The organism is Pantoea sp. Cy-640 (assembly GCF_011752635.1).
Taxonomy (GTDB): Bacteria; Pseudomonadota; Gammaproteobacteria; order Enterobacterales; family Enterobacteriaceae; genus Pantoea; species Pantoea dispersa.
In genome coordinates this window covers 141,225-161,857 of sequence record NZ_VWXB01000005.1, presented here as the reverse complement: position 1 = coordinate 161,857, position 20,633 = coordinate 141,225, and the positions used below count along the sequence as shown (strand labels likewise).

Here is a 20,633-nt window from a genome sequence, read left to right as displayed (position 1 = left end):
GATGTTCGGAAAATTAACACTGGATGCAGTGCCCTACCATGAACCCATTATCATGGTTACGGTCGCCGGTATCATCATTGGTGGTCTGGCGCTGATCGCTGCTATTACCTATTTCGGTAAATGGCAGTATCTGTGGTCTGAATGGTTAACCTCCATCGACCACAAAAAACTGGGTATCATGTACATCATCATGGCCTTTGTCATGCTGCTGCGCGGCTTTGCCGATGCGGTAATGATGCGTACCCAACAGGTTATGGCTTCCGCCGGGGAAGCAGGCATACTGCCACCGCACCACTACGACCAGATCTTCACCGCTCATGGCGTGATCATGATCTTCTTCGTGGCGATGCCTTTCGTGGTGGGTCTGATGAACATCGCGGTTCCGCTGCAAATCGGTGCCCGTGACGTTGCCTTCCCGTTCCTGAACAACCTGAGCTTCTGGTTCACCGCTATCGGTGTGATCCTGGTTAACCTGTCACTGGGTGTGGGCGAATTCGCACAGACCGGCTGGCTGGCTTATCCACCGCTCTCGGGGGCAGAATACAGTCCTGGCGTCGGGGTCGATTACTGGATCTGGAGTCTCCAGCTCTCCGGTATTGGTACCACGCTGACCGGTATCAACTTCTTCGTGACCATTCTGAAGATGCGTGCACCGGGCATGGACCTGTTCAAGATGCCGGTATTCACCTGGGCAGCACTGTGTACTAACGTCCTGATTATCGCTGCGTTCCCGGTTCTGACCGTGACGCTGGCACTGTTGACGCTTGATCGTTACCTCGACTTCCATTTCTTTACCAATGATATGGGCGGTAACATGATGATGTACGTCAACCTGATCTGGGTCTGGGGTCACCCGGAAGTGTACATCCTCGTTCTGCCGGTGTTTGGTGTCTTCTCTGAAGTCACGGCCACCTTCTCGAAAAAGCGTCTGTTTGGTTACACCTCGCTGGTGTGGGCAACCATTGCCATTACCGTTCTGTCGTTCATCGTTTGGCTGCACCACTTCTTCACCATGGGTGCCGGTGCGAACGTTAACGCCTTCTTCGGTATCATGACGATGATCATCGCGATTCCGACCGGGGTGAAAATCTTTAACTGGCTGTTCACCATGTATCAGGGTCGTATCGAGTTCAACTCGGCGATGCTGTGGACCATCGGCTTCCTGGTCACCTTCTCCGTTGGTGGGATGACCGGCGTACTGCTGGCAGTACCAGGCGCAGACTTCGTGCTGCACAACAGCCTGTTCCTGATTGCACACTTCCACAACGTTATCATCGGTGGTGTGGTGTTCGGTTGTATGGCTGGCGTGACCTACTGGTTCCCGAAAGCCTTCGGCTTCACCCTGAACGAAACCTGGGGCAAACGTGCTTTCTGGTTCTGGATCATCGGCTTCTTCGTTGCCTTTATGCCGCTGTACGCGCTGGGCTTCATGGGGATGACCCGTCGTCTGAGCCAGGACATCGATCCGCAGTTCCACTCTCTGCTGGTGGTTGCAGCAGGCGGTGCGGCGCTGATCGCCTGCGGTATCCTGTGCCAGCTTATCCAGTTCTGGGTATCGGTACGTGACCGTGAGCAGAACCGCGATCTGACCGGTGACCCGTGGGGCGGCCGTACGCTGGAGTGGGCAACCTCTTCACCTCCGCCGTTCTACAACTTTGCTGTGATCCCTCATATCCACGAGCGTGATGCGTTCTGGGAAATGAAAGAGAAAGGCGAAGCGTACAAGCAGCCAGAAAAATATGAAGAAATTCATATGCCGAAAAACAGCGGCGCGGCCATTGTTATCGCTGCCTTCATGACAGTCTTCGGTTTTGCCCTGATCTGGCACATCTGGTGGCTGGCAGGTCTTACTTTCCTTGGCACCATCGTGACCTGGATTGTGAAGAGCTTCGATGAAGACGTGGATTACTACGTACCGGTTGCTGAAATCGAGCAGATCGAGAAGAAGCACTTTGATGACATCAGCAAAGCAGGTCTGAAATAATGTCAACTGAAACCGTTAAACACCACCACGACGCCCATGCGGAGCATGGGCATCACGATGCGGGAGCCAATAAAGTCTTTGGCTTCTGGATCTACCTGATGAGTGACTGCATTATCTTCGCAACCCTGTTTGCGACCTATGCGGTCATGGTTAACAACACTGCCGGTGGCCCGGCAGGTAAAGATATCTTCGAACTGCCGTTTGTGCTGGTTGAAACCGCGCTGCTGCTGCTGAGCTCCATCACGTATGGTATGGCAGTGATTGCGATGAACAACCAGAACAAAGGTTCGGTCATCAGCTGGCTGGCGTTGACCTTCCTGTTCGGTGCCGGATTTATCGGGATGGAAATCTATGAATTCCATCACCTGATCAAGGAAGGTTTCGGTCCTGACCGCAGCGGCTTCCTGTCTGGCTTCTTTACTCTGGTCGGTACGCACGGTCTGCACGTGACCTCTGGTCTGATCTGGATGGCCGTGCTGATGTTCCAGATCGCTAAACGCGGTCTGAGCGCCACCAACCGCACCCGTATCATGTGTCTGAGCCTGTTCTGGCACTTCCTGGATGTGGTGTGGATCTGCGTATTCACCGTTGTCTATCTGATGGGGGCCATGTAATGAGTCATTCTGTAAACGAACATGGTGCATCTCACGGTAGCGTGAAGTCTTACATGATCGGCTTCATCCTCTCGATCATCCTGACGGCGATCCCGTTCTGGATGGTGATGGATGGCAGTGCTTCTCACGGCACCATTCTGGGTGTGGTTCTGGTGTGTGCAGTGGTTCAGGTGCTGGTGCACCTGGTCTACTTCCTGCATCTGGACAGCAAATCCGAGGGTGGCTGGAACATGGTGGCCATTGTCTTCTCCGCAGTCATTATCCTGATTGTGGTGATTGGCTCACTGTGGATTATGTGGAACCTCAACTACAACATGATGGCCCACTAAAGAGTCACGCGTAATGATTAAGCAATACCTGCAAGTAACAAAACCAGGAATTATTTTCGGCAATTTAATTTCTGTGATCGGTGGATTCCTGCTGGCTTCAAAAGGCAGCATTGATTACCCCCTGTTTCTCGTCGCTTTGGTGGGCGTTTCGCTGGTGGTCGCATCCGGTTGTGTATTCAACAATGTGATTGACCGCGACATCGACATCAAAATGGAGAGAACGCGGAACCGTGTTCTGGTCAAAGGCCTGATCTCGGCGAAAGTAAGCCTGGTTTATGCAACCGCATTGGGTATTGCTGGCTTTGCGTTGCTGTATTTTGGCGCTAACCCGCTGGCCATGTGGCTGGCGGTGATGGGCTTCGTCGTCTATGTCGGCATTTACAGCCTCTACATGAAGCGTCATTCGGTCTATGGCACGCTGATTGGCAGCCTCTCAGGCGCCGCGCCGCCAGTGATTGGCTACTGTGCGGTGACTAACCAGTTTGATGCCGGCGCGTTAATCTTACTGGCTATCTTTAGCCTGTGGCAGATGCCGCACTCCTACGCGATTGCCATCTTCCGCTTCAAAGATTATCAGGCCGCCAATATTCCGGTTCTGCCGGTGGTGAAAGGCATCTCCGTGGCGAAAAATCATATTACGCTGTACATCCTGGCGTTCATGATTGCCACGCTGATGCTGTCGCTGGGCGGTTATGCTGGCTACAAATACCTGGTGGTGGCTGCCGCCGTCAGCGTGTGGTGGCTGGGTATGGCACTGTCAGGTTACAAAACCTCAAACGATAAAGTTTGGGCGCGTAAACTGTTCGTGTTCTCCATTGTCGCCATCACTGCGCTGAGCGTGATGATGTCGGTGGACTTTATGGCCCCGGCCTCTAAGGACCTGCTGACTTACGTCTGGTAAGTCAGACCGTTACTCCGGACAAGGGCGCGAATTTCGCGCCCTTTCTTTTTGTTACCACTGCTTAAAAACAATTGTTTTACCCGCCCTGCCCTGCTTTCTAAAATAAGCGCTGCATGTCCCGGTGAGCCGGGTCGCAGATAAGGGCGCGCAACCTGTGCCGCTGCAACCTGAAGTCCCAGGGGCATAAACTTACAGAGGTTGGAATGAACGATAATAGAATGACACCAGTTGAGCTTCGGGCAACATGGGGTTTAGGCACAGTTTTTTCCCTGCGCATGCTGGGAATGTTTATGGTCCTGCCGGTACTGACCACTTACGGTATGGCTTTACAGGGCGCCAGCGAAACGTTGATCGGTCTGGCAATTGGTATTTATGGTCTGGCGCAGGCCGTGTTTCAGATCCCCTTTGGTCTGCTGTCCGACCGTATCGGCCGCAAGCCGCTGATTGTCGGTGGCCTGCTGCTGTTTGTGCTCGGTAGCCTTATTGCCGCCACCAGCACCTCCATCTGGGGCATTATCCTTGGTCGCGCACTGCAGGGCTCCGGTGCCATTGCCGCGGCGGTGATGGCGCTGCTGTCAGACCTGACCCGTGAACAGAACCGCACCAAAGCGATGGCGTTTATCGGCATCAGCTTCGGCGTTACCTTTGCGATTGCCATGGTGGTCGGCCCGATTGTCACGCACGCGCTGGGTCTGCACGCGCTGTTCTGGATGATTGCCCTGCTCGCCAGCCTGGGTATCGTGATCACCCTGCTGTTAGTGCCCAATGCGCCGGGCCACGTGCTGAACCGCGAATCCGGCATGGTCAAAGGCAGCATTCGCGCAGTGCTGGCCAATCCCAAATTGCTGAAGCTGAATATCGGCATTCTCTGCCTGCACATTTTACTGATGTCGAGCTTCGTCGCGCTGCCGGGCCAGTTTGAACAGGCGGGCTTCCCGGCGGCTGAACACTGGAAAGTGTATCTGGTGACCATGCTGGTGGCGTTTGTCGCCGTGGTGCCGTTTATTATCTATGCCGAGGTAAAGCGCCGCATGAAGCGGGTGTTTGTCGGTTGCGTGGCGCTGATCATCATCGCGGAAATTGTGCTGTGGGGCGCCGCAGGCCACTTCTGGACGCTGGTGATTGGCGTGCAGCTGTTTTTCCTCGCCTTTAACCTGATGGAAGCGATTCTGCCGTCGCTGATCAGCAAAGAGTCGCCCGCGGGCTACAAAGGTACGGCCATGGGGATTTATTCCACCAGCCAGTTTATTGGCGTCGCGATTGGCGGCAGCCTGGGCGGCTGGATTTTCGGCCACTTCGATGCGCAAACGGTGTTTCTGGTCGGCGCGATAGTGGCTGCGGCGTGGCTGTTTGTCGCCATGTCGATGCAGGAGCCGCCGTACGTCAGTAGCCTGCGCCTGGTGCTGAGTGATGCGGTGCTGGCAGTACCGAATCTGGAGAAACGGCTGCGCGCGCAGCCCGGCGTGGCGTCGGTGTTTATCGTGCCGGAAGAGAAAAGCGCCTACATTAAAATTGACAGCAAAGTGACGAGCCGCGTGGAGCTGGAGGCGCTGCTCGCCAGCAGTTAATGATTTAGCCTCAGCGGACCGCGATGATCTGGCTCCACGCGGTCCGCTCAGCGACGTTACAGCGACATATCCACCACAATACGCCCTTCAATTTTGCCGGCGTGCATGCGCGCAAAGATATCGTTGATGTTAGTCAGCGGCTCAACCGCGACATTCGCTTTCACCTTATGGCGACCGGCAAAATCCAGCGCCTCCTGCAGATCTTTACGCGTGCCGACAATCGAGCCGCGCACCGTAATGCCATCCAGCACCATGTCGAAGATCGAGAGATCGAATTTCCCCGGCGGCAGGCCGTTAAGTACCATGGTGCCGCCGCGACGCAGCGTGCCGATCGCCTGTTCAAACGCTTTTGGCGAGACCGCCGTCACCAGCACGCCGTGCGCACCGCCAAAGCTCTCCTGAAACACCTTCGCCGGATCGACCTGCTTCGCATTGGCAACCACGCTGGCACCGAGCCGTTTGGCAAACGCCAGCTTATCGTCGTCAATGTCGACCGCCGCCACGTTAAGCCCCATCGCCACCGCATACTGAATAGCCATGTGCCCCAGCCCGCCGATACCGGAAACCACCACCCAGTCACCCGGTTTGGTATCAGTCATCTTCAGACCTTTATAGACGGTTACGCCGGCACACAAAATCGGAGCCACTTCATTAAACTCAACATTATCCGGAATGATGCCGACGTAGTTGGCATCCGCAAGGCAGTACTCGGCAAAGCTGCCGTTGACCGAATAGCCGGCATTCTGCTGCGACAGACACAGCGTTTCCCAGCTGTCGAGGCAGTGCTCGCAGTGGCCACACGCCGAATAGAGCCACGGTACACCGACGCGATCGCCCAGTTTGAGATGTTTCACCCCTTCGCCGACGGCTACCACCTGCCCGACGCCTTCGTGACCGGGAATGAACGGCGGATTGGGCTTGATCGGCCAGTCGCCTTCGGCGGCGTGCAGGTCGGTGTGGCACACGCCGGTGGCGGCGATTTTCACCAGAATCTGTCCTGGCCCAACGGACGGCACCGGCACCTGCTCAATCACCAGCGGTTCACCAAACGCCTTCACAATCGCGGCTTTCATGGTGGTTTTGATTTGCATATTCATCTTTCACTCTCCATTTGAACGGATGCGGACTCAGAACAGCCCCAGTGGCGCTGTGCCATAGCTGACCAGCAGATTTTTGGTTTGCTGATAGGCGCTGAGCGCCATTTTGTGGGTTTCACGCCCGACGCCCGACTGCTTGTAGCCACCGAATGCCGCATGAGCGGGATAGATGTGATAGCAGTTGGTCCAGACGCGACCGGCTTTAATGCCGCGGCCCATGCGATACGCCAGATTGGTATCGCGCGTCCACACGCCCGCGCCCAGACCAAACTGGGTTTCATTGGCGATCGCGAGCGCCTCTGCCTCATCGTGGAACGTGGTGACGCCAATCACTGGCCCAAAAATCTCCTCCTGGAAACAGCGCATCTGGTTGCTGCCCTTGATCAGGGTGGGCTGGATGTAGAATCCGTTATCCAGCTCCGCGGCGATATGCGCACGCTCGCCCCCTGTCAGAATCTGACCGCCTTCTTCACGGGCGATGTTGATATAAGACAGGATTTTGTCGAATTGCTGGCGGGAAGCCTGAGCCCCGATCATGGTGTCGGTATCGAGCGGATCGCCACGGCGAATGGTGGCAACCTTGGCCAGCACCCGCTCCATAAAGGGCTGGTAGATCGATTCATGAATCAACGCGCGCGATGGACAGGTACAGACTTCGCCCTGATTAAAGAAGCCCAGCACCAGCCCCTCGACCGCTTTCTCGATGAACGCCTCTTCACCCGACATCACATCCGCGAAGTAGATGTTGGGTGATTTGCCGCCCAGCTCGACGGTGCAGGGAATGATGTTCTCCGCCGCACAGGCCATGATATGCCGCCCGACCGGCGTGGATCCGGTAAAGGCAATTTTAGCGATGCGCTTGCTGGTGGCCAGCGCTTCGCCGGCTTCGCGGCCAAAGCCCTGCACCACATTCAGCACGCCCGGTGGGAACAGATCGCCAATCAGCTCCATCAGCAGCGTAATACCAAGCGGCGTCTGCTCAGCCGGTTTCAGCACCACGCAGTTACCGGCGGCCAGCGCCGGTGCCAGCTTCCACGCCGCCATGAGCAGCGGGAAATTCCACGGGATGATTTGTCCGACCACGCCGAGCGGCTCGTGGAAGTGATAGGCCACCGTGGTTTCGTCGATCTCAGCGGTGCTGCCCTCCTGCGCGCGCAGGCAGCCGGCAAAGTAGCGAAAATGGTCGACCGCCAGCGGTAAGTCGGCGTTGAGCGTCTCGCGAATCGGTTTACCGTTATCCCAGCTCTCCGCTACCGCCAGCTTCTCAAGACTGGCTTCCATGCGATCGGCCACCTGCAGCAGCAGGTTGGCGCGCTGCTGTACGCTGGTTTTGCCCCACGCATCGGCGGCCTGATGCGCCGCATCCAGCGCCAGATCGATGTCGCGCGCGTCGGAGCGCGGGAACCGGGCGATATCGCTGCCGTCTACCGGCGAGGTGTTCATAAAGTACTGGCCGCTCAGCGGCTCGGTGAAGTTGCCGGCGATATAGTTGCCGTAGGTCGCCTGGAAAGAGACCAGCGCGCCGGGCGTGCCGGGATGTGCATAACGCATCGCAAACTCCTTATTATCAGGTCAGAGGGTCTGAACAGGCAGCGCAACTGCCTGTGTTGGTATTGCAGCGCGCGTGCCAGTTTTTTCTCATCAGGCGCAAAAGCGATAAATGCTCTATTTATCAATCAAATAAAATCATACCCCGCCAGCAACCCTGCCAGTTCCCCGGGACAAACACTGTATCTGTGTTGCGTATCGCAACAGTGCAGAAACCCGAACGCTACAATGTTGCAACACTTACACGCCGTTCTGAGGTCACTCATGCAGGGAAATTCAGCCGCGTCTGCCGTGCACGCCAACCCGCTGTTAAGCGACTCCTGGTTCCGCAGCAAGCTGTATGGATTAGAGCGCAGCGCCGATGATTTCCCGCGCGTGCGTCAGGGCGAGCTGGCCGATGTACTGGCCAGCAACGCAGGGCTGCAGCAGTTTGCGCAACCGGTCATCCGCCAGCTGGCGCAGCAGATGGCGGAGACGCAGTCGGTGGTGATCCTGTCCGATGCCAGCGGCCTGGTGCTGAACACCTTTGGCGATATGCAGGCGCTGGAGAAAGCCCAGCGCTTTGCCCTGGCACCCGGTAATCTGTGGAGTGAATGCGGACGCGGCACCAATGCGATTGGCACCGCGCTGGCGATTGATGACGGCTGTGAAATTGATGGCCAGCAGCATTTCCTGACGCGCAATCAGGGTCTGTACTGTGCCGCGATGCCGTTGCAGATGCCCAACGGACAGATAGCCGGCGTGCTGGATATCTCGGGTCCGGCACACTTTCCGCATCCGCATACCCTGAACCGGGTGAAAGCAGCGGCAAAGCAGATCGAGTACCTGTGGGTGAAGCAGAGCCTGCATCCGCAGCAGTGGCTGCTCAGTCTGCATCCGCAGCCGCAGGGCATCGACACCAGTGATGAATTGCTGCTGGTATTCTCTGACAATGTGCTGACCGCAGCCAACCGGCTGGCGATGCGCGAACTGGCTCTCAGCGCCGACCGCTTTGCCAGCCTGACGTTTCAGCAGCTGTTTCCGCAACTGCAGCAGCAGGCCAACAGCGTTCCCGCCGCGGTCGACATTGGCACGCAGCGCTACTGGTTCCGCCTGCGCGCGCCGCAGCGCAGCCACGTCAGCGTGCGGGACAGTCGCACGCATGATCTGCCGCGCGTGCTGGGAGCTGACGGCGCAAAAATGCTGCGGTTGCTGGATGCCGGCGTTTCGCTGTGCATTTATGGTGAAACCGGCAGCGGCAAGGAGTATGTCAGCCGCGCGCTGCACCAGCAAAGCCGCTGGCGCACGGGCAAGTTTGTCGCTATCAACTGTGCCGCCATCCCCGAAGCACTGATTGAATCCGAACTGTTTGGCTACCAGCCCGGCGCATTTACCGGCGCCAGTAAAAATGGCTACATCGGCAAAATTCGCGAAGCGGATGGCGGCGTGCTGTTTCTGGATGAAATCGGTGATATGCCGCTGACGCTGCAGACCCGTTTGCTGCGCGTGCTGCAGGAAAAAGAGGTGGCGCCGCTCGGCTCCAGTCGCAGCTGGCCGGTGAATTTTGCCGTGATTTGCGCCACGCATCGCGATCTGGCCCAGCGCGTGGCCGCCGGCGAATTTCGAGAGGATTTGCTCTATCGTCTGCAGGAGTTCGCGCTGACCCTTCCGCCGCTGCGCGCCTGGCCGAACGTCGCCGGGTTTATCCGTGATTTATGGCAGGAACTGGGAGCCGCGCAGCGTGGCGTACAGCTTTCTCCGACGCTGCTGACGGCGCTGGCGCAGCAGCCATGGCCGGGCAATGTGCGCCAGCTGCGCAGTCTGCTGCGCGTGCTGCTGGCGCTCGCCGATGAGGGCGAAACGCTGACGGAAAGTCACCTGCCGGCAGAGTATCGCCGCCCGCCGGCCCCGCCGCTGCGCGAACGCCACGATGAACAGCTGATCAGTGAAACGCTGCAGCGCTATGACGGCAATATCAGTAAAGCGGCGCAGGCGCTGGGGGTCGCGCGCAGCACGCTGTATCGTCGTGCGGCGCGCGACAGAGGGGATTAATCGCGGAAGTTTTTGAACTGGAACGGCTGACCCAGGTTGCCACCGCGCACCAGCGCCATCGCACCCTGCAGATCGTCGCGGGATTTACCGGTGACGCGCAGCTCTTCACCCTGAATCTGCGTCTGCACTTTCAGTTTGCTGTCTTTGATCAGCTTAACGATTTTCTTCGCGACATCGCTTTCGATGCCTTTTTTCAGCTTCGCTTCAACGCTCCAGCTTTTACCGCTGTGCACAATCTCTTCCGGTACTTCAATCGCCGCGCCTTCAATGCCGCGCTTCAGCAGCTTTTCACGCAGAATATCCACCAGCTGCTTCACCTGAAAATCCGATTCGCTGGTGACTTTGATGGTCTCATTCTTTTCGTTGAGCTCAAAGCTGGCGCTCACGTTGCGGAAATCGAAACGGGTTGAGATCTCACGGTTGGCATTCTCCACCGCATTACGCACTTCCGGCAGTTCGACTTCGGAAACGATATCGAAAGATGGCATCTTTTCTTCTCCTGATACTAAAGTGACATGCATAATACGCGTCTTGTCGCGCTAATAAAACACGCGACGCGGAAAGCTATAATTAAGGGTGTGACACCCATTCACCCACCCGCCAGCGGGAGGCATAATGAAAATTACCGTGTTGGGTTGCGGCGCCCTGGGGCAAATCTGGCTCGCGGCCCTTGCACGCCAGGGACATGACGTTCAGGGCTGGCTGCGCGTACCGCAGCCGTACTGTTCGGTCAACGTGGTCGATCCGCAGGGCCACGTCAGCAATCACACCTTCATCGCTAACGATCCGCTGTTTCTGGCTGAAAGCCAGCTGCTACTGGTGACCCTGAAAGCGCCACAGGTTTCACCTGCGGTGAAAAACCTGCAAAGCGTGCTGCCGCGCCACGCGCCGATCCTGCTGCTGCACAACGGCATGGGTACCATCGAAGAGCTCAAAGAAGTGCAGCAGCCGCTGCTGCGCGGCATCACCACGCACGCGGCGATGCGCGACGGCACGGTAATTAAACATGTCGCGCAGGGCATCACCCACATCGGGCCTGCCAGCCGCGAAAGCGCGGCGCTGAGCGATATCGCCGATATTCTGCATCAGGCACTGCCGGACGTGGCGTGGCACGATAACATCGCGTCTGCCAGCTGGCGCAAACTGGCAGTTAACTGCGTGATCAACACGCTGACCGTTGAGCACGACTGCCAGAACGGCGCGCTGCGCGCCTGGCCGGAGCAGATTAACCGGCTGTGCGAGGAGCTGGCCTGGGTGATGGAGCGCGAGGGCCAGCACATTGCGCTGGATAACCTGCGCGACATTATTTACGACGTCATCGACAACACCGCCGCTAACGTCTCCTCAATGCTGCAGGATGTGCGTGCGCAGCGTCAGACTGAAATTGATTACATTACCGGCTACCTGCTGCGCCGCGCCCGTGCGCAGGGGATTGCGCTGCCGGAAAACACCCGCCTGTACGACCTGATTAAACGCAAGGAGTCCCAATATGAGCGCGAACGCATCAGTGCTGGTTTGCCTGGCCCATGGCAGTGAAGAGACCGAAGCAGTCACCACCATTGACCTGCTGGTCCGCGCCGGCCTGAAGGTGACCACCGCCAGCGTGGAGAGCGACGGCACGCGCGAGATTGTCTGCTCCCGCGGCGTACGCCTGCTGGCTGACGCACCGCTGGTTGAAGTGGCGGATAACGATTTTGCCGCCATCGTCCTGCCGGGCGGCCTCAAAGGCGCTGAAACCTTCCGCGACAGCCCGCTGCTGGTGGAGACGGTACGCCAGTGTCATCTGTCAGGCAAAATTGTCGCGGCGATCTGTGCCGCGCCGGGCACGGTACTGGTACCGCATGACCTGTTTCCGGTGGGCAACATGACCGGTTTTCCCGGCCTGAAGCACACCATTCCGGAAGAAAAATGGATGGAGCGCCGCGTGGTGTGGGATCCGCGCGTTAATCTGCTGACCAGCCAGGGGCCGGGCACGGCGATCGATTTTGCCCTGAAGCTGATTGATCTGCTGGTGGATAAAGAGCAAGCGCGTGAAGTCGCATCACAGCTGGTGCTGGCGGCAGGGATTTATAATTATCAGGAATTTGAAGAGCGCGCGTAAAAAAGGTCGCCATCAATGGCGACCCCACGAGATCAGCGCACAGTTTTATTCGTCGCGGTGATTACAGGGTGCGCATTCCTGCGCACCGGGTTTTGCCCGTGCATCCGAAATCAGGCGCGCCAGGCTTAACTCCCGCCGCGGTTACGGACGGTACACCTTCACGTTCTTAAAGCCCTGCTCATGCAGATACAACGCCTGCAACCGGCTCATCACGCCGCGATCGCAGTACAGCAACCAGGTTCTGCTCTGATCGAGATCGCCGAACTGGGTGCTCAGCTTATAGAACGGCAGCGATTTCACTTCCACGCCGGTCAGCGCCAGCGGCTTGTCGTCCTGTTCATCAATTGAGCGGATATCCAGCACCACATCGTTGCCGCTGAAGGACGCCACGGTTTCCACTTCCACCACTTCTTCTTCCGTCTGCTCCGCGATTTCACGGATATCGACGTTGCTGGCTTCCTGCACCACGCGCTGCAGAATGTCGAAATCGAAGTTCTGCTCTTCGGCTTCGATCTTCGCCTTCACCGCTTTCACCGTGGGGCTTTTCGAAATCACGCCGCAGTACTCCGGCATGGTGCGGGCAAAGTCTTCGGTGCCGATCTGACGCGCAATATTGATGATGTGCTCTTTATCGTGCGAGATCAGCGGGCGCAGAATCAGGGTGTCGGACGCGTTATCAATCAAACGCAGGTTAGTCAGCGTCTGGCTGGAGACCTGGCCCAGCGCCTCACCGGTCACCAGCGCCTGCACGCCGTAACGCTCAGCCACCATCGACGCCGCACGCACCATCATGCGCTTCAGCACCACGCCCATCTGGCCGTCATCAACTTTTTCCAGAATTTCGCCCACCACCGGCTCAAAATTGATGGCGACAAAACGCACGCGATGTGAACGGCCAAAACGCTGCCACAGATAGTGCGCCACCTGACGCACGCCGATTTCATGCGCCGCGCCGCCAAGGTTAAAGAAGCAGTAGTGCACACGACAGCCGCGGCGCATCAGCATATAGCTGGAGACGCCGGAGTCAAAGCCGCCAGAAATCAGCGACAGCACATCTTCCTGGGTGCCGATCGGGAAGCCGCCCAGGCCTTCATAGCGGCCGGTAATCAGCAGCAGGCGATCGTCTTCAATCTCCAGATTCACCGTCACATCCGGGTGATTCAGCTGCACGCGCGCGCTTTCAATGTGCTGATTGAGACCGCCGCCGACGTAGCGCTCCACATCCTGCGAGCTAAAGCTGTGCTTGCCGCGACGCTTTACGCGCACGCAGAAGCTCTTGCCTTCCAGCCGCTCGCGGTTGAGCGCCAGCGTCTGCTCGAAGATATCGTGCATGTCGGTATAGGCGCGGTCTTCGACGGCCAGCACATGGTGGATACCGGGAATGCGCGTCAGCTCTTCCGTGACGGTGGCACGCAGCGCTTCCTTCTTCGCGCGCACTTCGATGTGATCCCAGTGGCGCACCACGGCGATCTCTTCGTCGAGGGTGCGCAGGGTATTACGGATGTTACCGGTCAGAATTTTGATAAAGCGCAGGCGCACCGACTGACTTTTGATGGTGATTTCAGGGAAGAGCTTGATGATAAACTTCATGGCGACACAGCTTCGTTGGGCAAATAAGTGCTAAAATCATCAACACTTAGCTGGTAAAATCATATAATTGCGGGTTGGCATCAGCCACCGCATCCGAGGCGCGCAAGTATATCACCTTTGTCGGGTGACTGCTGTAAGCAACCTTCGCCGCATTGATTATTTTGCTAATCAATGCCCGTCGGCTACCATGACCGATTGCAACATAATGTCCCAACCTGTGAGTCGACACTGATTATGCCGAAAAAAGCCGAAGCGCCCGTGAGTTTTGAAAACGCACTGCAGCAGCTGGAACAGATTGTCAGCCGTCTGGAGAGTGGCGAACTGCCGCTGGAAGAGGCGCTGAATGAATTCGAGCGCGGCGTACAGCTGGCACGCAGCGGCCAGCAAACCCTGCAGGCGGCGGAACAGCGCGTGCAGATTCTGCTGAGCGACGACAAAGACGCCCCGCTCACCCCTTTCACGCCGGAAAATGAGTAATGGATTTCGTGCAACTGCAGCGCGCCTACCATGAGCGCGTGAACCAGGCGTTGACGCGCTTAATAGATCCACTTCCTTTTCAGAGTTCTCCTCTGGTGAACGCCATGCAATATGGGGCACTATTAGGCGGTAAGCGCCTGCGCCCGTTTCTGGTGTATGCCACTGGCGAGATGCTGCGCGCCGAGGCGGCCAGCCTGGATGCCCCCGCCGCAGCGGTGGAGTGCATTCACGCTTACTCATTGATTCATGATGACCTGCCGGCGATGGACGATGATGCGTTACGTCGCGGGCAGCCAACCTGCCATATCAAATTTGGCGAAGACACGGCGATTCTGGCCGGCGATGCCCTGCAAACCCTGGCGTTTACCATTCTTGCGGACCAGCCGATGCCCGGCGTAAGCCCGCAGGATCGCATTGCCATGATTTCCGAACTGGCGCAGGCCAGCGGCGTGGCCGGCATGTGCGGTGGCCAGGCGCTGGATTTAGCCGCCGAAGGCCAATCCGTGGACCTGAACCAGCTGGAGCAGATCCATCGCCACAAAACCGGCGCGCTGATCCGCGCCGCCGTGCGTCTCGGCGCCCTCACTGCGGGTGCCGCGGGCCGCGATGCGCTGCCGCAGCTGGATATCTACGCCAACGCCATCGGACTGGCGTTTCAGGTGCAGGATGACATCCTTGATGTGGTCGGCGATACCGCCGTTCTGGGCAAAACCCAGGGAGCCGATCAGGCGCTGGGGAAAAGCACTTACCCGGCGCTGCTGGGACTGGATAACGCGCGGGCCAAAGCGCAGGATCTCTATCGCGAAGCACTGGGCGCGCTGGAGGTGCTGGCGGCACAGTCGTATGACACGTCCGCTCTGCAGGCGCTGGCCAGCTTTATAATTGAACGCGATAAATAACTTATATAATGAGTCTCTGATGAGTTTTGATATTGCAAAATACCCGACACTGGCGTTAGCAGGCACGGTTCAGGAATTACGTTTACTGCCTAAAGAAAAACTTCCGGACCTGTGCGACGAGCTGCGTCAGTATCTGCTGGACAGCGTGAGCCGCTCGTCCGGCCACTTTGCTTCGGGTCTGGGCGTCGTCGAGCTGACCGTCGCGTTGCATTATGTGTACAACACCCCGTTTGATCATCTGGTGTGGGACGTCGGCCATCAGGCCTATCCGCACAAGATTCTGACCGGCCGCCGCGACCGTATCGGCACTATCCGTCAGAAAAATGGCCTGCACCCGTTCCCGTGGCGCGGCGAAAGCGAATATGACGTGCTGAGCGTAGGCCACTCGTCGACGTCCATCAGTGCCGGGCTCGGCATGGCCGTGGCCGCCGAACGCGAAGGCAAAGGTCGCCGCACCGCCTGTATTATTGGCGACGGCGCGATTACCGCGGGCATGGCGTTTGAAGCCATGAACCACGCCGGTGATATCAAGCCGGACATGCTGGTGATCCTCAACGACAACGAGATGTCGATCTCTGAGAACGTGGGCGCGCTGAACAATCGCCTGGCACAAATTCTCTCGGGGAAAACCTATTCACGCCTGCGCGAAGGCGGCAAGCGCGTGCTGGGCGGCCTGCCGCCGATCAAAGAGCTGGTGAAGCGCACTGAAGAGCACCTGAAAGGCATGGTGGTGCCGGGCACGCTGTTTGAGGAGCTGGGCTTTAACTATATTGGTCCGGTCGATGGTCACGATGTACTGACGCTGGTCAGCACGCTGAAGAATATGCGCGATCTGAAAGGGCCGCAGTTCCTGCACATCATGACCAAAAAGGGCAAGGGCTATGCACCGGCGGAAGAAGATCCGATAACCTGGCACGCGGTGCCAAAATTCGATCCGGCCAGCGGCTCGCTGCCGAAAAGCGCGCCGGGCCTGCCGAGCTACTCGAAAATCTTTGGTAACTGGCTGAGCGAGATGGCCGCCGACGATGCGCGGCTGATGGCGGTGACGCCGGCCATGCGCGAAGGCTCCGGCATGGTGAGCTACTCGCGTGATTATCCGCAGCAGTATTTTGACGTGGCGATCGCCGAGCAGCATGCGGTGACGTTCGCCGCGGGCATGGCCATCGGCGGTTATAAGCCGGTGGTGGCGATTTACTCCACCTTCCTGCAGCGCGCCTACGACCAGGTGATTCACGACGTGGCAATTCAGCAATTGCCGGTACTGTTTGCTATCGATCGCGGCGGTATCGTGGGTGCCGACGGCCAGACGCACCAGGGGGCGTTTGATATCGCCTATCTGCGCTGCGTGCCGGGCATGGTGATCATGACGCCTAGCGATGAAAACGAGTGCCGGCAGATGCTTTACACCGGCTACCACTATCAGGATGGCCCGAGCGCGGTGCGCTATCCGCGCGGCACCGGCACCGGCGCCACGCTGGAACCGCTGGCCAGCCTGCCGCTTGGCAAAGGGGTCATCCGGCGTCGCGGCGAGCAGCTGGCCATCCTCAACTTTGGTACTCTGCTGCCGGAAGCGCAGGCCGCCGCCGACGCGCTCAACGCCACGCTGGTCGACATGCGCTTTGTTAAGCCGCTGGATGAAGCCCTGATTAGCGAGCTGGCGGCCAGCCACGACGCGCTGATTACGCTGGAAGAAGGCGCGATCAAAGGCGGTGCCGGCAGCGGCGTCAACGAATACGTGATGGCGAAACGCCTGCGCGTGCCGGTGCTTAACCTCGGCCTGCCGGATGAGTTTATTCCGCAGGGAACGCAGGAAGAAGTGCGTCAGGATTATCAGCTGGACGCCGCAGGCATCCAGCAGCAAATCGCCGCCTGGCTGGCGCAGTAACCGCCCTTCCCCGCTCCTGCTGCTATGCTTGAGGGTAAAACCCCACGCATAAGAGCAGGAGCCCTTCATGAAAACCGTTCGTTTAGGCCAGACCGATCTGCAGGTTTCACGTCTCTGTTTAGGCTGTATGACCTATGGCGATCCGCTGCGCGGTAACCACGCCTGGACGCTGCCGGAAGAGAGCAGCCGACCGCTGATTAAGCAGGCGCTGGACGCGGGCATCAACTTCTTCGACACCGCTAACAGCTACTCCGACGGCAGCAGTGAGGAGATCCTCGGCCGCGCGCTCAAAGATTATGCGCAGCGCGATCGGGTGGTGGTGGCGACCAAAGTCTATTTTCCGCTGAGCAACCTGTCGCAGGGGCTGTCGCGCACCAATATTCTGCAGTCGATTGATGACAGCCTGACGCGGCTTGGCATGGAGTATGTCGATCTGCTGCAGATTCATCGCTGGGATTACGCCACGCCGATTGAAGAGACGCTGGAAGCGCTCGATCAGGTAGTTCGGTCAGGCAAAGCGCGTTACATCGGGGCTTCCTCGATGCATGCCACCCAGTTTGCGCAGGCGCTGCAGTTACAGCAGCAGCATGGCTGGGCGCGTTTTGTCAGTATGCAGGATCAGTACAACCTGATTCAGCGCGAAGAAGAGAAAGAGATGCATCCGCTGTGCCAGCGCGAAGGCATCGCGGTGCTGCCGTGGAGCCCGCTGGCGCGCGGTAAGCTGACGCGTCCGTGGGGAGAAACCACTGCGCGTTCGGTGTCGGATAACGTAATGGAAAAACTCTATACCGGCACCGAAGAGAATGACGCGGCCATTGCGCAACGGCTGGCAACGGTGGCTGCGGACAAAGGCGTAACGCGCGCGCAGGTGGCGCTGGCGTGGCTGCTGCATAAGCCGGTGGTTACCGCGCCGATTATTGGTGCCTCGCGCGAGCAGCAGTTTGCCGAACTGGTGAAAGCCGTCGACGTGGAGCTGAGTTCAACCGACATCGCCGAGCTGGAGAGCGTCTACCAACCGCATCCGGTGGTGGGATTCGAGTAACGTCCAGTCAGGTCGCCTTCAGGGCGACCTGATGTCACAGGCAGCGCATGCATGGCGACCTGCCTGCGGGCTACGCATTCCTGGCGACCTGCCTGCGGCAACGCATTCATGGCAACGCTTTCTGTAGGGTGCGCATTCATGCGCACCTGGCGCATTAAAGCACCAGCCCCAACCCATACAAAATCGCCGCTGAAATGACCCCGGCGATAATGTCATCGACCATAATGCCCATGCCGCCGTGCACGTTACGGTCGAACCAGCGAATCGGCCACGGCTTCCACATGTCGAAAATACGGAAAATCACAAAGCCGACCAGCACCCATTGCCAGCTCATCGCCGGTATCGCCATCAGCGTAATCCACATGCCGATGAACTCATCCCACACGATGCTGCCATGGTCGTGCACGCCCATATCACGCGCGGTGCGGTGACACAGGTAGACACCCACGCTGATGCCAATCAGCACCAGCAGCGAATACAGCTGCAGCGGCAGCAGCGTCATCAGCCACCAGAAGGGAATGGCGGCAATTGAACCGGCGGTGCCGGGCATAATCGGGCTCAGGCCGCTGCCAAAACCGGTCGCCAGCAGGTGCCACGGATTGGCCATGCGCAAACGGCCTTTGGCCACATCTTTATTTAGCGTCAAAGTGATCAAATCCCTTGTGATGGAAACTGCGCGGCTTGCCGTTCTCCAGCAGCGTCAGCCCTTCTGCTTCCGGCGCGATCTGGCCGATGCAGGTATACGCCACGCCAAGATGGCCCAGCGCCACATCCAGTGCACCACGATTGACTTCCGGCACGGTAAAGCACAGCTCATAATCCTCACCCCCGCTCAGCGCCCAGCGCAGCACCTGTTCCGGCTCGAAGTGATCGCGCAACGCAGCCGACAGCGGCAGCGCATCCAGATTGATGCGGGCACCCACGCGGCTGGCGGTGAGAATGTGGCCGAGATCGGAGATCAGGCCATCGGACAGATCGATGGCTGATGTCGCCAGATTGCGCAGCGCCTGGCCCTGCAGCACGCGCGGCATCGGGCGCAGATGACGCTTGATCAGCACTTCATGCACTGCCGGATCGTTCAGGCGATGATGGTGCTGCAGCAGCGACAGACCAGCAGCGCTGTCGCCCAGCGTGCCGGTGACAAAAATCCAGTCACCCGGTTTGGCCCCGGCGCGCTTCAGCGCACGGCCGGCCGGCACCAGGCCATGAATGCCCAGCGTCAGGCTGAGCGGCCCGCGCGTGGTATCGCCGCCGATCAGCTGCATATCGTAGTAATCCAGCAGCTCAAACAGGCTGTCGCTGAACGCCGCCAGCCAGGACTCATCCACTTCGGGCAGGGTTAACGCCAGCGTTAACCATGCCGGATCGGCGCCCATCGCAGCCAGGTCGCTCAGGTTAACCGCCAGCGCTTTGTAGCCGAGATCGGCCGGATGGATATCACGTAAGAAATGCACGCCCGCCACCAGCGTATCGGTGCTGATGGCCAGCGTCTGTTTTTCCGGCACGTTAAGTAACGCGCAGTCGTCACCAATTCCCTTCTCCACATCGCGGCGGGAGCTGGTGACGCGGTTAAAATAACGTGCGATCAGTTCGAATTCACCACAGGACATAAGTCAGGTCTCAATGAAAAAAGGCCGGTGAGCCGGCCTTTTGCACTTATTTTTTGTTCGGTCGAATTTGCGGAGCGGCTTTATCCAGCACGCCGTTAACAAATTTATGGCTGTCTTCAGCACCAAACACTTTAGCCAGTTCGATACCTTCGTTGATCGCCACTTTGTACGGCACATCGTCACGCTTGCTCAGTTCATAGAGCGAAATGCGCAGGATGGCTTTTTCTACCTGGCCCAGCTCTTCCAGCTGGCGCGACAGGTAAGGCTTCATCAGGCCGTCCAGGAACGCGCTGTTGGTCGCCACACCGGCCAGCAGTTCGCGGAAATAGCTAATATCGACGTCTTTGACGTCTTGTTCCGCCAGAAACTGGTATTCCACATCGGCAATGTCGTTGTTAGACAACTGCCAGGAGTAAAGCGCCTGGACAGCGCACTCACGGGCGCGACGACGAGCAGCAGGTTTCACAAAATTCCCCTTACAAAAATCAGGCTTTGATGGCTTTCAATACGTTAATCATTTCAAGTGCGGTCAGGGCCGCTTCGGCGCCTTTGTTACCCGCTTTGGTGCCGGCGCGTTCAATCGCCTGCTCGATGTTTTCGGTGGTCAGGACGCCGAAGGTCACCGGAATTTCGCTGTTCATCGCTACGTGAGCGATGCCGGAGCTGGCTTCACCCGCCACGTATTCGAAGTGTGCGGTACCGCCACGGATCACCGTGCCCAGTGCAACGATCGCGTCGTGCTTGCCGGTTTTCGCCAGGGCGCGTGCCGCCAGCGGCAGCTCGTAAGCGCCCGGTACCCAGACCACGGTGATGTTTTCCGCTTTGACCTGGCCGATACGCTTCAGCGCGTCAACCGCACCGTCCAGCAGGCTGTCATTGATGAAATTGTTAAAACGCGCGATTACGATGGCAATATTGGCATCAGGCGTGGCAACAGCAGCTTCGATAACTTTCATA

20 protein-coding genes are annotated in these 20,633 nt (G+C 58.3%); 12 read left to right on the top strand and 8 right to left on the bottom strand.

Features of this window, described 5'->3' with window-relative positions; all coding sequences use genetic code 11:
• Window position 1: 1 nt before the first annotated feature.
• The 5 genes from cyoB (at window position 2) to F3J36_RS14420 (ending at window position 5,396) form a co-directional block, all read left to right on the top strand.
• Window positions 2-1,984 (top strand): cytochrome o ubiquinol oxidase subunit I, encoded by a 1,983-nt coding sequence (cyoB, locus tag F3J36_RS14440; protein ID WP_021507180.1) that lies wholly within the window; start codon window positions 2-4, stop codon window positions 1,982-1,984.
• A complete protein-coding gene (locus F3J36_RS14435) occupies window positions 1,984-2,598 on the top strand; it encodes a cytochrome o ubiquinol oxidase subunit III (protein ID WP_021507179.1) in 615 nt (204 codons plus the stop codon). The genes cyoB and F3J36_RS14435 overlap by 1 nt, the downstream gene beginning before the upstream one ends.
• A complete protein-coding gene (locus F3J36_RS14430; protein ID WP_022549333.1) occupies window positions 2,598-2,927 on the top strand; it encodes a cytochrome o ubiquinol oxidase subunit IV in 330 nt (109 codons plus the stop codon). Before F3J36_RS14435 ends, F3J36_RS14430 begins: the two co-directional genes overlap by 1 nt.
• Window positions 2,928-2,940: 13 nt before the next feature.
• Window positions 2,941-3,828 (top strand): heme o synthase, encoded by an 888-nt coding sequence (gene cyoE, locus F3J36_RS14425; protein ID WP_021507178.1) that lies wholly within the window; start codon window positions 2,941-2,943, stop codon window positions 3,826-3,828.
• A gap of 203 nt (window positions 3,829-4,031) precedes the next feature.
• Entirely contained in the window at window positions 4,032-5,396 is a 1,365-nt protein-coding gene (locus tag F3J36_RS14420; RefSeq protein WP_166719920.1) for an MFS transporter, read from the top strand.
• 56 nt (window positions 5,397-5,452) lie between these two features.
• Here F3J36_RS14420 and adhP read toward each other — a convergent pair whose 3' ends face one another.
• Window positions 5,453-6,493 carry an alcohol dehydrogenase AdhP gene (adhP, locus tag F3J36_RS14415; RefSeq protein WP_058757960.1) on the bottom strand — a complete coding sequence of 347 codons (1,041 nt, stop codon included), beginning with the start codon at window positions 6,491-6,493 and terminating at the stop codon, window positions 5,453-5,455.
• Between the two features lie 30 nt (window positions 6,494-6,523).
• On the bottom strand, window positions 6,524-8,044 hold the full coding sequence (locus F3J36_RS14410; protein ID WP_127833753.1) for an aldehyde dehydrogenase family protein: 1,521 nt from the start codon (window positions 8,042-8,044) through the stop codon (window positions 6,524-6,526).
• A 261-nt stretch (window positions 8,045-8,305) separates the two neighbouring features.
• Here F3J36_RS14410 and F3J36_RS14405 point away from each other — a divergent pair, with 261 nt between their 5' ends.
• The gene (locus F3J36_RS14405) at window positions 8,306-10,072 is read left to right on the top strand and encodes a sigma-54-dependent Fis family transcriptional regulator (protein WP_166719919.1); all 1,767 of its coding nucleotides are present in this window, start codon (window positions 8,306-8,308) and stop codon (window positions 10,070-10,072) included.
• Here F3J36_RS14405 and F3J36_RS14400 read toward each other — a convergent pair.
• Window positions 10,069-10,560, bottom strand: coding sequence for a YajQ family cyclic di-GMP-binding protein (locus tag F3J36_RS14400; RefSeq protein ID WP_021507173.1), 492 nt, complete (start codon window positions 10,558-10,560; stop codon window positions 10,069-10,071). The genes F3J36_RS14405 and F3J36_RS14400 overlap by 4 nt on opposite strands.
• A gap of 127 nt (window positions 10,561-10,687) precedes the next feature.
• On the opposite strand from F3J36_RS14400, the gene panE reads away from it, so the two are divergent.
• Both panE and yajL read left to right on the top strand, forming a co-directional pair.
• Window positions 10,688-11,608 carry a 2-dehydropantoate 2-reductase gene (gene panE, locus F3J36_RS14395; RefSeq protein ID WP_166719918.1) on the top strand — a complete coding sequence of 307 codons (921 nt, stop codon included), beginning with the start codon at window positions 10,688-10,690 and terminating at the stop codon, window positions 11,606-11,608.
• Entirely contained in the window at window positions 11,562-12,173 is a 612-nt protein-coding gene (gene yajL, locus F3J36_RS14390; RefSeq protein WP_058781215.1) for a protein deglycase YajL, read from the top strand. Before panE ends, yajL begins: the two co-directional genes overlap by 47 nt.
• A 141-nt stretch (window positions 12,174-12,314) precedes the next feature.
• Here the strand turns inward: yajL and thiI are convergent, their stop codons facing one another.
• Window positions 12,315-13,763, bottom strand: a complete 1,449-nt coding sequence (gene thiI, locus F3J36_RS14385) for a tRNA uracil 4-sulfurtransferase ThiI (protein WP_021507170.1) — start codon at window positions 13,761-13,763, stop codon at window positions 12,315-12,317.
• 234 nt (window positions 13,764-13,997) lie between these two features.
• On the opposite strand from thiI, the gene xseB reads away from it, so the two are divergent.
• From xseB to F3J36_RS14365, 4 genes are all read left to right on the top strand, one after another.
• Window positions 13,998-14,240 (top strand): exodeoxyribonuclease VII small subunit, encoded by a 243-nt coding sequence (gene xseB / locus F3J36_RS14380; protein WP_021507169.1) that lies wholly within the window; start codon window positions 13,998-14,000, stop codon window positions 14,238-14,240.
• The gene (gene ispA / locus F3J36_RS14375) at window positions 14,240-15,139 is read left to right on the top strand and encodes a (2E,6E)-farnesyl diphosphate synthase (protein ID WP_166719917.1); all 900 of its coding nucleotides are present in this window, start codon (window positions 14,240-14,242) and stop codon (window positions 15,137-15,139) included. The genes xseB and ispA overlap by 1 nt, the downstream gene beginning before the upstream one ends.
• 19 nt (window positions 15,140-15,158) lie before the next feature.
• On the top strand, window positions 15,159-17,024 hold the full coding sequence (dxs, locus tag F3J36_RS14370) for a 1-deoxy-D-xylulose-5-phosphate synthase (RefSeq protein ID WP_021507167.1): 1,866 nt from the start codon (window positions 15,159-15,161) through the stop codon (window positions 17,022-17,024).
• Between the two features lie 67 nt (window positions 17,025-17,091).
• Window positions 17,092-18,066 carry an aldo/keto reductase gene (locus F3J36_RS14365; protein WP_021507166.1) on the top strand — a complete coding sequence of 325 codons (975 nt, stop codon included), beginning with the start codon at window positions 17,092-17,094 and terminating at the stop codon, window positions 18,064-18,066.
• A gap of 154 nt (window positions 18,067-18,220) precedes the next feature.
• Here the strand turns inward: F3J36_RS14365 and pgpA are convergent, their stop codons facing one another.
• From pgpA to ribE, 4 genes are read right to left on the bottom strand one after another with little or no spacing between them, the layout of a single operon-like run.
• Window positions 18,221-18,712: a phosphatidylglycerophosphatase A gene (gene pgpA / locus F3J36_RS14360; RefSeq protein ID WP_166719916.1), complete on the bottom strand. Its 492-nt coding sequence runs from the start codon at window positions 18,710-18,712 to the stop codon at window positions 18,221-18,223.
• A complete protein-coding gene (gene thiL, locus F3J36_RS14355; RefSeq protein ID WP_166719915.1) occupies window positions 18,699-19,676 on the bottom strand; it encodes a thiamine-phosphate kinase in 978 nt (325 codons plus the stop codon). The genes pgpA and thiL overlap by 14 nt, the downstream gene beginning before the upstream one ends.
• 46 nt (window positions 19,677-19,722) lie before the next feature.
• The gene (nusB, locus tag F3J36_RS14350; protein ID WP_031279648.1) at window positions 19,723-20,142 is read right to left on the bottom strand and encodes a transcription antitermination factor NusB; all 420 of its coding nucleotides are present in this window, start codon (window positions 20,140-20,142) and stop codon (window positions 19,723-19,725) included.
• 19 nt (window positions 20,143-20,161) lie between these two features.
• Window positions 20,162-20,632, bottom strand: a complete 471-nt coding sequence (ribE, locus tag F3J36_RS14345) for a 6,7-dimethyl-8-ribityllumazine synthase (RefSeq protein WP_021507162.1) — start codon at window positions 20,630-20,632, stop codon at window positions 20,162-20,164.
• Window position 20,633: the final 1 nt, after the last annotated feature.

What these genes read in the sequence shown, in the direction of transcription:
- cyoB (WP_021507180.1), top strand. Translation starts at nt 2, where the DNA reads ATGTTCGGAAAATTAACACTGGATGCAGTGCCCTACCATGAACCCATT.
- F3J36_RS14435 (WP_021507179.1), top strand. Translation starts at nt 1,984, where the DNA reads ATGTCAACTGAAACCGTTAAACACCACCACGACGCCCATGCGGAGCAT.
- F3J36_RS14430 (WP_022549333.1), top strand. Translation starts at nt 2,598, where the DNA reads ATGAGTCATTCTGTAAACGAACATGGTGCATCTCACGGTAGCGTGAAG.
- cyoE (WP_021507178.1), top strand. Translation starts at nt 2,941, where the DNA reads ATGATTAAGCAATACCTGCAAGTAACAAAACCAGGAATTATTTTCGGC.
- F3J36_RS14420 (WP_166719920.1), top strand. Translation starts at nt 4,032, where the DNA reads ATGAACGATAATAGAATGACACCAGTTGAGCTTCGGGCAACATGGGGT.
- adhP (WP_058757960.1), bottom strand. Translation starts at nt 6,493, where the DNA reads ATGAATATGCAAATCAAAACCACCATGAAAGCCGCGATTGTGAAGGCG.
- F3J36_RS14410 (WP_127833753.1), bottom strand. Translation starts at nt 8,044, where the DNA reads ATGCGTTATGCACATCCCGGCACGCCCGGCGCGCTGGTCTCTTTCCAG.
- F3J36_RS14405 (WP_166719919.1), top strand. Translation starts at nt 8,306, where the DNA reads ATGCAGGGAAATTCAGCCGCGTCTGCCGTGCACGCCAACCCGCTGTTA.
- F3J36_RS14400 (WP_021507173.1), bottom strand. Translation starts at nt 10,560, where the DNA reads ATGCCATCTTTCGATATCGTTTCCGAAGTCGAACTGCCGGAAGTGCGT.
- panE (WP_166719918.1), top strand. Translation starts at nt 10,688, where the DNA reads ATGAAAATTACCGTGTTGGGTTGCGGCGCCCTGGGGCAAATCTGGCTC.
- yajL (WP_058781215.1), top strand. Translation starts at nt 11,562, where the DNA reads ATGAGCGCGAACGCATCAGTGCTGGTTTGCCTGGCCCATGGCAGTGAA.
- thiI (WP_021507170.1), bottom strand. Translation starts at nt 13,763, where the DNA reads ATGAAGTTTATCATCAAGCTCTTCCCTGAAATCACCATCAAAAGTCAG.
- xseB (WP_021507169.1), top strand. Translation starts at nt 13,998, where the DNA reads ATGCCGAAAAAAGCCGAAGCGCCCGTGAGTTTTGAAAACGCACTGCAG.
- ispA (WP_166719917.1), top strand. Translation starts at nt 14,240, where the DNA reads ATGGATTTCGTGCAACTGCAGCGCGCCTACCATGAGCGCGTGAACCAG.
- dxs (WP_021507167.1), top strand. Translation starts at nt 15,159, where the DNA reads ATGAGTTTTGATATTGCAAAATACCCGACACTGGCGTTAGCAGGCACG.
- F3J36_RS14365 (WP_021507166.1), top strand. Translation starts at nt 17,092, where the DNA reads ATGAAAACCGTTCGTTTAGGCCAGACCGATCTGCAGGTTTCACGTCTC.
- thiL (WP_166719915.1), bottom strand. Translation starts at nt 19,676, where the DNA reads ATGTCCTGTGGTGAATTCGAACTGATCGCACGTTATTTTAACCGCGTC.
- ribE (WP_021507162.1), bottom strand. Translation starts at nt 20,632, where the DNA reads ATGAAAGTTATCGAAGCTGCTGTTGCCACGCCTGATGCCAATATTGCC.